The following is a 12,067-nucleotide window of genomic DNA, read 5'->3' on the forward strand; positions in this document are numbered from 1 at the left end:
CGCGCATCCGGCTGGTGCAGCCACTCGGCTTGCGCGGTGGCCGCTTTGGCTCTAAATAGGGCCACACCAGGCCGGGCCCCTCTGGCAGTTCTGCTCAGGCAGGCTGTGATGTCGGACTGGACGACCACGGAGTGGCCGGCCAATGGTTTTCGCGCCTGTGAGTGGTCGAGGCATCCGCTTCGACCGCGCAAGCTGCCGAATCCCGGTCCGCCGCCTCCGCTCGTCTTTATGGACAGCGATGGACCGTTCGGATGTTCGATTTTATCACACCGCAGCTTCTCACCGCCTTTTTCCAGGTCATCATGATCGACCTGGTGCTCGCCGGCGACAACGCCATCATCATCGGGCTTGCGGCCGCAGGCCTGCCCAAGGATCAGCGCAACAAGGCGATTCTCGTCGGTATCGCCGCAGCCACGCTGCTGCGCGTGGTCTTTGCCCTGCTCACCACGCAGCTTCTTCAGATCATCGGCCTGCTGCTCGCCGGCGGCATCCTCCTGCTCTGGGTGTGCTGGAAAATGTGGCGCGAGTTGCGGGCCGGCCCGCATCCCGAACCGGAGGGCGTCGAGGCGCTCGAAGACGCCGACCTCAACAAGGACGGCACCATTGCTGCCGGTCCGCCGCGCAAAACCTTCGCCCAGGCCGCCTGGCAGATCATCATTGCCGACATATCGATGTCGCTCGACAACGTGCTGGCCGTGGCGGGCGCCGCCCGGGAACATCCAGGCGTGCTGATCTTCGGCCTGGCGCTGTCGATCGCGCTGATGGGCCTGGCGGCGAGCTTCATTGCCCGCCTGCTGCAGAAGCACCGGTGGATCGCCTATGTGGGCCTCGCCGTCATCCTCTATGTGGCCTGCGAGATGATCTATCGGGGTGCGCTCGAGGTCTGGCCGCACCTCACCTAGCTGCTCGCGTATTCCGAGTTGCGGCCTCATCCGCTCGCCTTTCAGGCGGTTGACCGGCTGTGCAGATCTGCAACTATGCCGCCAGCGCAAAGCAGGCCTGCTTTGCCGGAGGGGCAGAATGTCCGTCACACGCCGGGGGTTTTTGATCGGAGCGGCCGCTGTTGCGGGCGTGGGCACAAGCGGCCCCGCCCGCAGCCAGCCGGTGGATGCAGCAGCCTATTTCGGGCCTGCGGTGGTCGACAATGGCGTGACCTACCGGTCGACCAATCTTGCCCGGGTGGACCGCAAATGGCGGCGGCAGATCGTTCCCTATCAGAGCATCGAGCCGCAGGGCACGGTGGTCGTCGATACGCAGAACCACTTCCTGTACGTGATTTTCGAGAACAACACCGCGCTGCGCTACGGGGTGGGCGTCGGCAAGGAAGGGTTCAAGTGGTACGGACGGGCGCGCGTCGATCGCAAGGCCATTTGGCCGAGCTGGACGCCGCCTCCGGAGATGCTCAAGCGGCGGCCCGAGCTGCCGCGCTTCATGGAAGGCGGCGCGGGCAATCCGCTGGGACCCCGCGCGCTCTATCTCTATCGCGACGGGACGGATCTCGGCTATCGTATCCATGGTACGGTCGAGCCCTGGAGCATCGGGCACGATGTCTCCAGCGGTTGCATCCGTATGCTGAACGAGGATGTGATCGATCTCTACCAGCGCTGCCCGAAGGGCACGGCGGTGCTGGTGCTGAAGCACCTGGGCTCGAGGGATGCATGACGGCTGGCGCCGGGCCGAAGGTGCCGGCCAGGGTCGAGAACTGGCGGGGGAAGCGGAGATGATGGCGCTCTCATTCACGGCGGTCGGCCGCAGCGGGCTGGTGCTGCTGTCGGCCCTGGCCCTTGCCGGATGCTTCGGACAAGGCAGCGGCGGACCGCAAATGGCGGCGCCGCCGGCTGCCAGCGCCGATCCGAACCAGGCGCTGACCCAGCCCGGCACCGAGGAAGACTTCATGGTGAATGTGGGCCGGCGCACCTATTTCAGCGCCGGCTCGGCAACGCTCGATGCCACCGCCAAGGTGACGCTCGAGAAGCAGGCGGCCTGGCTCAATCAATATCCGCAATGGCCGGTGAAGATCCAAGGCTTCGCCGACGACCCCGGCTCGGCCAAGGAGAACCTGCAGCTGTCGCAGCGCAGGGCCGAGGCGGTGCGCGACCATCTCGTCTCGCTCGGGGTATCGCCCGACCGCATCAGCGTCAAAGGCTATGGACGCGACCGGCTGGTGCGGGAGTGCGCCGATATCGCCTGCACCTCGCAAAACCGGCGTGTGATCACCAATCTGCAGGACGAACCTGTCAGCTGAACGTGAATACTTAAGGAATCGCGTGCTATTGGCGTTGATGTTAGAAGAGCTTGACGCTCGCTGCGACTGATTCGCGCCACTTCAACCCAACGGAGATGCGATCCTATGAGAGGAGTTTTTCACACACTCTCGGCGCTGCTTGCCGGTTTTATTGTCGTCTGCTCCCCTTTCGTCTTGTCGGCGCAAGCCCAAGCGGTCCAATGCGAGCCGGCCGGTGGTTTCCAGGCTTGGGTGAAGAGCTTCAAGGCTGCGCATTCAAATCTCTCGCCGCGCACCCTGGCGGCCCTCGACGGCGCGACGCTCGACCAGCAGGTCTTGCGCCTCGACCGCAACCAGCGGCACTTCAAGCAGTCGTTCGAGCAGTTCTCGCGCTCCCGCATCACGGCCGGACGGCTGAACAAGGGCCGTTCCATGCTGAAGCGGCATGCTGCGCTGCTGAAGCGGATCGAGCAGCGGTTCGGCGTACCGCCCGAGGTGGTCGTCGCCATATGGGGCCTGGAGACCGACTACGGCGTCAACATGGGCAAGCAGCAGGCGATCCGGTCGCTCGCCACGCTGGCCTATGATTGCCGGCGCACGGACATGTTCCAGCGCGAGCTGCTCGCTGCCCTGCAAATCATCGAGCGTGGCGACCTAAGGCCATCCGAAATGCGCGGCGCCTGGGCGGGCGAGCTTGGCCAGACGCAGTTCCTGCCCAGCAGCTACCTTCGCTTTGCCGTTGATTTCGACGGCAATGGCCGGCGAGACCTCATCCGCAGCGTACCGGACGTGCTTGCCTCGACCGCCAACTACCTCAAGGGCTATGGCTGGTCGCCGGGTGCAGGCTGGGGCCCGGGCCAGCCCAATTTCGCGGCGCTGAAGGGGTGGAACAAGGCCGACGTCTATGCGCGGACCATTGCCTTGTTCGCGGAGAAGCTTTCGACGAGCCAGTCGTCCAGCCGGGAACCGGCTGGTGTGCCCACGCAACGCGACCGTCAGGTGACAACGACCACGAAATCCTCACCCTGCCAGCGTTCCTGCTGAAGCCATTTCAGCGTGAACAGGATGCGGGTTTCGGGGGGTGCGGCGCCGGTCGGCAAGTCCGCGACATAGATGCCGAAAGCCGCCTCCTCGGTGGTCGCGTCATGGGCGGTGCTCCATCCGTCCATGCTCCAATGCACGAGGGCCGGTTCCATCAGCTCGATCCTGAGTGCCTTGCCCTGGGGAATGCTGCGCAGGCGGTTGTTGAACCGCCAGGCCCTGAACGGCGCGGTCACCTTCCGGTGCTGGTAGCGCTCGACGGGCTGGGGCGGCATGTCGAACACCCGCCCGTCATGCAGCGAGCGCAGCAGCTTGATGTGCTCACCATGCGCCCAGACCAGCGGCATGGCGCTGCCTGAGGGCTTGCCGCGGAACAGGCCGCGCTCGGGGATGTCGTCCTGATCCCAGACCTGCTCGGGGATGAGGCCACCTTCATTGGACGAGCGCTCGAGCGTGTTCAGCAGGCGCTGCGCTTCCTTGGTGCGCCCGGCCGCGAGCTCGTAATGGGCACGCTCGCCGGTCAGAAGCGGCCAAGCACGGCCGATGCCGGTGCCGTCGAAAGAGCTGCCATCGGCCTTTTCGCCATAGCCGTCGCCGTTGTAGCGGTACCAGACGGGTCCCTGCGGCAGCTCGATCTTCAGCATGTCGTCGATCGCCTTGACCGTATCGAGGATGCGCGGGTCGTCTGCGGCGCGCAGGCCGAAGCGCACCAGGGCCAGGGCGTCGGGGCTGAGGATCAGGTTCGCCGGCTGGTTGGTGCTCTCGGGCGGGCGGTTCTTGATGGGCACGTAGCCCTGGAGGGGCGATGCGGCCTCGCAGGTATCCGGCGGCGCAATACGCACGTAATAGCCGGACAGGCCCAGCTTCTCGCAGATCGGCGTATCGGTGGCGAAGGTCCAGCGCTCGATCTGATCGTTCCAGACATCGGCTGTGTCACGGGCATATTGCGCATCGCGCATATGGCCGGCCATCTCCAGGATGTCGGCTGCCGCGAGGAGGCCGGCGATCTCCACCGCCAGGGTGAAGGGCGAATAGCCGGCGTCCTCCTCCCAGCGGTCCTGGCCGGTGACCGGCCCGTTGCGCACGAGATAGCCGGTCGCCTTCTGCACCATGGGAGTAAGGCGCTCCACCTCGTCCTCGGAGAGATGCCCTTCCCGGCGCAGCATGTCCATGAGCAGGATGGGAAAGGCGCACTCATCCATCTGCACGCCGTGCCAATAGGGCTCGCCGTCGAGCCACATGTTCTGCGACCAGTGGCCGTCGGCCTCCTGCACCGCGTTGAGATAGCGCAGCACGGCCATGGCTTCGTTGACGGCGCCCGCCGCGAGGAAGCCGCCGGCCGTCTCCACCAGGTCGCGCGGCCAGACCAGGTGATAGCCGCCGAGATCCTCGTCGCCCTTGTCGGTGCCCCAGGGAATGGAGAGGCTTGCGATCACCGCGCCTGGAAAGGAAACGGGTGAGTGAACCGCCAGCACCGACGTGCTGACGCGATAGGCATTCAGACTTTTCTTCCGCGCGGGCTGCGCGCGGTCGAGCGGCAGCAGGCTCTCCTGCCACTTTCGCCAGCCGCTGACATAGCCCTTGAGCGCTGCATCGAAGCCGCCCTGGAGGGTGGCCAGGGCCCGGTATGCAGCTTCCTGCGGCCGCGCCGCAATGGAAAGGGCGAGCAGGAAGGGCGCGCCGCCGGTGGCGGGCAGGTCGATCTCGCCGGTCATGGCCACGTTGCCGTTGGGCGCCTCGCTATAGCACTCTGCCAGATGCTTGTGTTGGGAAAGCTGCTGCCAGCCGTCGGAGGTGCCGACATAGCCGACCGAGCGGTTGGCCCAGGGCACGGAGCAGGCGACCGCAAGCGAGACGCCGAAGCGGCCCTGGGCGAAGAGCATCGGCGTGCCCTTGTAGTCATCGAGCCAGGCAGTGTTGCCGGCGCCGCCATTGACCAGGTGCGGTGCGATCAGCGCATAGAGCCGGTAGTCCAGCAGCGTGCCGTGAAGGGGCTCGAACCTCACCTCCTGCAGCACCGTGTCGCGCAGCGGATCGGTGATGATCTGCTTGCTCATGCGGTAGCGGCCGTCGAGGGCCGTGTTGGTAAGGCGGAAGCCGGGCACCCCCTCCTCGACCATGGCGACTTCGTGGGCGGTGTGCCGCTTTTCCTCCGAGAAATAATCGCGTCCGTCGGTGACGATCAGGCCGAAATCGCGGGTGCAGGCCGTATCGACGCGCGGGAAATAGATCTCGTTGAGGATGCCATGGCTGATGGTGAACCAGATACGGCTGTTGGCCGTCAGCGCCGTACCCACACCGCTCTTGGCGCTGGAGGTCCATCGTGCCTCCATGCCCGGCGCCCCAGGTGCCTGCATGCCCCCTCCTTGCGGGAACCACCTCGGGTTCCACGCGAAGATCCGTGTTTCCGCCTGCCGAATCGGCCGCACGTTCATCCATGCAGCAAGCGGCGTGTGGCTGTCACGCAATCTTCGCGATGGCGCTTAATATGATATTTCCACTATCACGAGATGCTGACGCGGTGGCTCTGAGGTGAACTCCTCTTCGGTTGACAGTGGCGCATCATCGCACCTAGCATCGACCGCGATGCGCGGGTCGGAACCCAAGTACCGTTTCGTTGTTCTGCCTAGAATTTCCCCGTTCGCCGCCCTTAAGAACAGACCCACGGGAGCGCGGTATGACTATGAACAGCGTGGATGCAGGCAACGCGGTCACCCCGTCCTCCCTGGCCGGGTCAGGGTCGGCACCGGCAGGCCAAGACCCGATGGATGTGCTTGCCATCAACACCATCCGGACCTTGTCCATGGATGCGGTGCAGCAGGCGGATTCGGGCCACCCGGGCACGCCGATGGCCATGGCGCCGGTGGCCTATACGCTCTGGCAGCGTTTCCTGCGGTTTGACCCCGAAGACCCGATCTGGCCCAACCGCGACCGCTTCGTGCTGTCGGTCGGGCATGCGTCCATGCTGCTCTATTCGCTGCTGTATCTGAGCGGCGTGAAGTCGGTGAATGCGGATTACGAGATCCTGGGCGCGCCGGCCGTGACGCTCGACGACATCAAGGGCTTCCGCCAGCTGGACAGCAAATGCCCGGGGCACCCGGAATACCGACTCGTGTCCGGGGTCGAGACCACGACCGGCCCTCTTGGTCAGGGGGTCGCGACCTCCGTGGGCATGGCGATCGCCGAGCGCTGGCTGGCCGAGCGCTACAACAAGCCCGGCTTTCCCCTGTTCGGCTACCGCATCTATGCCCTGTGCGGCGACGGCGACATGATGGAGGGCATCTCCGGCGAAGCGGCCTCCATCGCCGGGCATCTGAAGCTTTCCAACCTGTGCTGGATCTATGATTCGAACCACGTGACCATCGAGGGTCACACGGACCTGGCCTTCAGCGAGGACGTGGCGGCCCGGTTCCTCGCCTATGGCTGGCACGTGCTGCGGCTTTCGGACGCCAACGACACCGAGCGCTTGGCCCGGGCGCTCGCCACCGCGGCGGAGACCCAGGACCGGCCGACCCTGATCATCGTCGAGAGCCATATCGGCTATGGCGCGCCGCACAAGCAGGATACGAGCGCGGCCCACGGCTCGCCGCTCGGCGAAGAGGAAATCAGGCTGACGAAGCGCGCCTATGGCTGGCCGGAAGATGCCAAGTTCCTGGTGCCCGACGGGGTCAGGGAGCGCTTCGCCGAGGGCGTGGGCGCCCGCGGCAAGGCGCTGCGGACGCAATGGGCCGAGATGTTTGCGCGTTATCGTGGGGCGCATGCGGATCTTGCCCGGGAGATCGACCTCATGCAGGCGCGCGGGCTGCCTGAGGGTTGGGACAAGGACATTCCGAAGTTTCCGGCCGATGCCAATAAGGGTATCTCTGGCCGGGACGCCTCTAGCAAGGTGCTGAACGCGATCGCGCCCAATCTGCCGTGGGTGCTCGGCGGTGCTGCCGATCTTGCTCCTTCGACCAAGACCCGCCTCACCTTCGAGGGAGCCGGCGATTTCGAAGCCGGCCGCTATTCGGGGCGCAATTTCCATTTCGGCATCCGCGAGCATGCCATGGCTGCCATCTGCAACGGCATGTCGCTGTCGAAGCTGCGGTCCTACGGCTCCGGGTTCCTCATTTTCAGCGACTACATGAAGCCGGCGATCCGGCTTTCGGCGCTGATGGAGCTGCCGGTGATCTATGTGTTCACCCACGACTCGATTGGTGTGGGCGAAGACGGGCCGACGCACCAGCCGGTGGAGCAGCTGCTGGCCCTGCGCAGCATTCCCGGACTTTTGACCCTCAGGCCGGCGGATGCCAACGAGGTGGCGGAATGCTGGCGGGTGATGCTCGGCCGGCACCATACGCCCTCGTGCCTGATCCTCTCGCGCCAGGAGCTGCCGACCATCGACCGCGACAAATACGCCTCTGCCGACGGCGTGGCGAAGGGCGCCTATGTGCTGGCCGATCCGCCGGAAGGCGAGCCGCAGGTGATCCTGATCGCCACCGGGAGCGAGGTCTGGCTCTGTCTCTCCGCCTTCGAGCAGCTTGCTGGCGAGGGCGTGCGTGCCCGGGTGGTGTCCATGCCCTCCTGGGAGCTGTTCGAAGCGCAGGACCAAGCCTATCGCGATATGGTACTGCCGCCGCACATCAGGGCGAGGGTTTCGGTGGAGCAGGCCTCGACCATCGGCTGGGATCGCTATGTCGGCGCAAACGGCGCCAAGATCGGCATGCACACATTCGGCGCATCGGCACCGCTGAAGGCACTGCTCACGAAATTCGGCTTCACACCGGAAAAGATCGTGGAAGCCGCACGCGCGCAGATCGCGAAACATTGATTGAACGAACCGAGTTTAGCATGCAGGCGGGACGGCGGTCAGGACGATGCGGCTGATGCCGTCAGCCCGTTTTCGCGACGACGCGTCCCAGGAGTAGTCGATGACCACCATGCAGAAGCCGCCCACGACCTCTAATCCCTTGCGAGAACTCGCGCATTTCGGCCAGTCCGTATGGCTCGACTATGTCAGGCGAAGCCTGATCGCATCTGGCGGATTGGCCGAGCTGATCGCGAAGGATGGGCTCAAGGGGGTCACCTCCAACCCGTCGATCTTCGAGAAGGCGATCGCCGGCAGCACGGACTATGACGAGGATTTCGACCGGTTCGTCGCCGAGGGTGATCGTTCGGCCGGCGACATTTACGAGCACCTGGCGATTGGCGACATCAAGGCAGCGGCCGATGCCCTGCGGGTGGTCTATGACGAGACGGGCGGTGTCGACGGCTATATCAGCCTGGAAGTCTCGCCCTATCTGGCGCTGAAGACGGAGGCCACCATCGCCGAGGCCCGCCGGCTGTGGAACGCGGTGGACCGGCCGAACCTGATGGTCAAGGTGCCGGGAACCGATGCGGGCGTGCCGGCCATCCGCCAGCTGATCTCGGAAGGCATCAACATCAACGTCACCCTGCTGTTCTCGCAGGAGGCCTACAAGGCGGTGGCCGAGGCCTATCTCGCCGGCCTCGAGGATTACCACGAGAAGGGCGGCGACCTCAGTCGGGTGGCGAGCGTGGCGAGCTTCTTCGTCAGCCGCATCGACACGGCGATCGACAAGAAGATCGACACCCGGATTGCCGCGGGCGACCCGCAGGCGGAAGAGCTGGCCCAGCTCAAGGGCAAGGTGGCGATCGCGAATGCGAAGCTGGCCTACCAGTACTATCAGGAACTGATCAGGACGCCGCGCTGGCTTAACCTCGCACAGCGCGGGGCGCGGCCGCAGCGGCTGCTGTGGGCTTCGACCGGCACCAAGAACAAGGCCTATAGCGATGTGCTCTATGTGGAGGAGCTGATCGGGCCGGATACGGTGAACACCATGCCGCCGGCGACCATGGATGCGTTCCGCGACCATGGCCATCCGCGCGAAAGCCTCACCGAGGATCTCGACGGCGCCAAGGCCGTTCTGGCGGCGACGGACCGGCTGGGCCTGGATCTTGATGGGGTGACGAAGCAGCTCGTCACCGAAGGCGTGCAGCTGTTCGCCGACGCGTTCGACGAGCTGCTGGCAGCGGTGGCCGCCAAGCGGCGGCAGAAGCTCGGCAGCCGCCTCGATAGCCAAGCCTATACCCTGCCGGCCGCCATGGACGAAGCCGTTAAGGCTCGGCTGAACGATGCGCGTATCGCCGGCCTGCCGCTGCGCCTGTGGGCGCGGGATGCGAGCTTATGGACCAACGAGGACGAGGCCAAGTGGCTGGCCTGGCTCGACATCGTGGGAATCGTGCAGCGCGACATCAATAGCCTGCTCGACCTACAAGCGGACATGCGGCAGCAGGGCTACACCCATGCCCTGCTGCTGGGCATGGGCGGCTCCAGCCTTGGGCCCGAGGTTTTGGCGCGCACCTTCGGCAAGCAGGAGGGCTATCCCGAGCTCCTGGTGCTGGATTCGACCGACCCGCAGCAGATCGCGTCCTTCGAGCAGCGGATCGACCTCGGCAAGACAGTGTTCATCGTGTCGAGCAAATCAGGCTCGACGCTCGAGCCCAACATCCTCAAGGATTACTTCTTCGACGCGGTGTCGAAGGCGATCGGCGCCGACAAGGCGGGCAGCCGCTTCATCGCGGTGACCGACCCGGGATCGCACATGCAGCAGGTGGCGGAGAAGGACGGATTTCGACACATTTTCTTCGGCGACCCGCAGATCGGCGGGCGCTATTCCGTACTGTCGAATTTCGGCATGGTGCCGGCTGCGGTCATGGGGCTCGACCTCAAGCGGTTCCTGTCGGCGGCGGCCATCATGGTGCATAGCTGCGGCCCGGACGTGCCGCCCATCGAGAACCCGGGCGTGCTGCTGGGGGCGATCCTGGGTGTCGGTGCCACCACCGGCCGCGACAAGGTGACGGTTATCGCCTCCCCCGGCATTGCGGATGTGGGCGCGTGGCTCGAGCAGCTGCTGGCGGAATCAACCGGCAAACAGGGCCGTGGCATCATCCCGGTGGATGCGGAGCCGCTGGGCGCGCCCAGCGTCTATGGCAATGATCGCGTGTTCGCGTATCTGCGGCTCGCCAGCGCGCCCGATGCGGCGCAGGACCAGGCGATCACCGCTTTGGAGCAGGCGGGCCAGCCGGTGGTGCGCATCGAGCTCGCCGAGCCCTATCAGATCGGGCAGGAGTTCTTCCGCTGGGAGATCGCAACGGCGGTTGCCGGCAGCATCATCGGCATCAATGCCTTCAACCAGCCGGACGTGGAAGCGAGCAAGGTCGCAACCCGCCAGCTGACCGACGAATATGAAAAGACCGGCAAGCTGCCGGAGGAAACGCCAATCCTCTCGGAGGACGGCATCACGCTCTATGCGGACCCGAAAAACGCGGCGGCGCTGGCGGCGGCTACCGATGCAAAGACGCTGGATGCCTATATCAAGGCGCATCTCGGCCGGGCGCATGCGGGCGATTATGCGGCGCTGCTGGCCTATATCGACCACAACACGGAGAACACCGCAGTGCTCACCGCGCTGCGCACCCGGATTCGCGACCGGCTGAAGGTTGCGACCTGCGTCGGGTTCGGGCCACGCTTCCTGCATTCCACGGGCCAGGCCTACAAGGGCGGCCCGAATTCGGGCGTGTTCCTGCAGATCACCGCCGATCCGGCGGCCGATCTGGCCGTGCCCGGCCGCAGATACTCCTTCGGCGTCGTCATCCTCGCCCAGGCGCGAGGTGACTTCGCCGTGCTTGCGGAGCGCGATCGCCGCGCCCTGCGGGTTCACCTCGGCACCAACGTGGCGCAGGGCCTGAAGCGCCTGTCGCGCGCCGTCGATCTGGCATTGGCGTAAATCGATTTTGGAGCAACTGGGGACGAAAACGATGCAACTTGGCATGATCGGTTTGGGGCGTATGGGGGGCAATATCGTCCGGCGGCTCACGCGGGCCGGACACCACTGCGTGGTCTACGACCGCAACCCCTCGGCCGTGACCGAGCTTGCCGGAGAGGGTGCCGTGGGCTCGGGCGGGCTTGCCGACCTGGTGGCCAAGCTCGATGCACCGCGGGCGGTGTGGGTCATGCTGCCGGCGGGCGCGCCGACCGAAAGCACCGTGCAGGAACTGGGCACGCTGCTCCAGTCCGGCGATATCATCATCGACGGCGGCAACACCTTCTACAAGGACGATATCCGCCGCGGCGCCGCCCTCAAGCAAAAGGGCATCCACTATGTGGATGTGGGCACGTCCGGCGGGGTGTGGGGCCTCGAGCGTGGCTATTGCATGATGATCGGCGGCGCCAAGGAGGCGGTCGACCATCTCGATCCGATCCTGGCGACGCTTGCGCCAGGCCTTGGCACCATCCCGCGGACACCGGGCCGCGAGGGCCGCGATCCGCGGCCCGAGATGGGCTATATCCATGCCGGCCCGATCGGCGCCGGCCATTTCGTGAAGATGGTGCACAACGGCATCGAATACGGGCTGATGCAGGCCTATGCGGAGGGGTTCGACATCCTCAAGAACAAGGATTCCGACGCCCTGCCGGAGGACGAGCGCTACACGCTGGACATGGCCGACATCGCCGAGGTGTGGCGGCGCGGCAGCGTGATCTCGTCCTGGCTGCTCGACCTGACCGCGGAAGCCTTGGCGCAGGATGGCAGCCTTTCGGATTATTCGGGCGAAGTGGCCGATAGCGGCGAAGGCCGGTGGACGGTGAACGCCGCGGTGGAGGAGGCGGTGCCGGCGACCGTTCTGACCGCCGCGCTCTATGCCCGGTTCCGCTCGCGCCAGACCGATGCCTTCAGCGAGAAGCTCTTGTCGGCCATGCGCTTCATGTTCGGCGGCCACACGGAATTCAAGACAAAGGGATAG

8 protein-coding genes are annotated in these 12,067 nt (G+C 65.5%); 7 read left to right on the forward strand and 1 reads right to left on the reverse strand.

The features are described 5' to 3' along the window. The first annotated feature begins 251 nt into the window (after window positions 1–251). From E4P09_RS00610 to E4P09_RS00625, 4 genes are all read left to right on the forward strand, one after another. Complete coding sequence (locus tag E4P09_RS00610; protein ID WP_137387666.1) at window positions 252–902, forward strand: TerC family protein; 651 nt, start codon at window positions 252–254, stop codon at window positions 900–902. A gap of 118 nt (window positions 903–1,020) precedes the next feature. After that, window positions 1,021–1,662 carry a L,D-transpeptidase gene (locus tag E4P09_RS00615; protein ID WP_137387667.1) on the forward strand — a complete coding sequence of 214 codons (642 nt, stop codon included), beginning with the start codon at window positions 1,021–1,023 and terminating at the stop codon, window positions 1,660–1,662. A 58-nt stretch (window positions 1,663–1,720) separates the two neighbouring features. Then, on the forward strand, window positions 1,721–2,245 hold the full coding sequence (locus E4P09_RS00620; protein ID WP_137387668.1) for an OmpA family protein: 525 nt from the start codon (window positions 1,721–1,723) through the stop codon (window positions 2,243–2,245). Between the two features lie 105 nt (window positions 2,246–2,350). Then, the gene (locus tag E4P09_RS00625; RefSeq protein WP_137387669.1) at window positions 2,351–3,268 is read left to right on the forward strand and encodes a lytic murein transglycosylase; all 918 of its coding nucleotides are present in this window, start codon (window positions 2,351–2,353) and stop codon (window positions 3,266–3,268) included. Here E4P09_RS00625 and E4P09_RS00630 read toward each other — a convergent pair. Continuing rightward, entirely contained in the window at window positions 3,220–5,622 is a 2,403-nt protein-coding gene (locus E4P09_RS00630; protein ID WP_137387670.1) for a glucan 1,4-alpha-glucosidase, read from the reverse strand. The genes E4P09_RS00625 and E4P09_RS00630 overlap by 49 nt on opposite strands. Window positions 5,623–5,990: 368 nt before the next feature. Between E4P09_RS00630 and tkt the strand changes: the two genes are divergently transcribed. The 3 genes from tkt to gnd all read left to right on the forward strand — a co-directional run bounded on the left by tkt (window position 5,991) and on the right by gnd (window position 12,067). Beyond that, window positions 5,991–8,075 carry a transketolase gene (tkt, locus tag E4P09_RS00635; RefSeq protein WP_205042054.1) on the forward strand — a complete coding sequence of 695 codons (2,085 nt, stop codon included), beginning with the start codon at window positions 5,991–5,993 and terminating at the stop codon, window positions 8,073–8,075. Window positions 8,076–8,175: 100 nt separating this feature from the next. Then, entirely contained in the window at window positions 8,176–11,052 is a 2,877-nt protein-coding gene (locus E4P09_RS00640) for a bifunctional transaldolase/phosoglucose isomerase (protein ID WP_137387671.1), read from the forward strand. Window positions 11,053–11,083: 31 nt separating this feature from the next. Then, window positions 11,084–12,067 carry a phosphogluconate dehydrogenase (NAD(+)-dependent, decarboxylating) gene (gene gnd / locus E4P09_RS00645; protein WP_137387672.1) on the forward strand — a complete coding sequence of 328 codons (984 nt, stop codon included), beginning with the start codon at window positions 11,084–11,086 and terminating at the stop codon, window positions 12,065–12,067.

Source organism: Rhodoligotrophos defluvii (assembly GCF_005281615.1).
In the GTDB taxonomy this organism is placed as follows: Bacteria; Pseudomonadota; Alphaproteobacteria; order Rhizobiales; family Im1; genus Rhodoligotrophos; species Rhodoligotrophos defluvii.

What these genes read in the sequence shown, in the direction of transcription:
- E4P09_RS00610 (WP_137387666.1), top strand. Translation starts at nt 252, where the DNA reads ATGTTCGATTTTATCACACCGCAGCTTCTCACCGCCTTTTTCCAGGTC.
- E4P09_RS00615 (WP_137387667.1), top strand. Translation starts at nt 1,021, where the DNA reads ATGTCCGTCACACGCCGGGGGTTTTTGATCGGAGCGGCCGCTGTTGCG.
- E4P09_RS00620 (WP_137387668.1), top strand. Translation starts at nt 1,721, where the DNA reads ATGATGGCGCTCTCATTCACGGCGGTCGGCCGCAGCGGGCTGGTGCTG.
- E4P09_RS00625 (WP_137387669.1), top strand. Translation starts at nt 2,351, where the DNA reads ATGAGAGGAGTTTTTCACACACTCTCGGCGCTGCTTGCCGGTTTTATT.
- E4P09_RS00630 (WP_137387670.1), bottom strand. Translation starts at nt 5,622, where the DNA reads ATGCAGGCACCTGGGGCGCCGGGCATGGAGGCACGATGGACCTCCAGC.
- E4P09_RS00640 (WP_137387671.1), top strand. Translation starts at nt 8,176, where the DNA reads ATGACCACCATGCAGAAGCCGCCCACGACCTCTAATCCCTTGCGAGAA.
- gnd (WP_137387672.1), top strand. Translation starts at nt 11,084, where the DNA reads ATGCAACTTGGCATGATCGGTTTGGGGCGTATGGGGGGCAATATCGTC.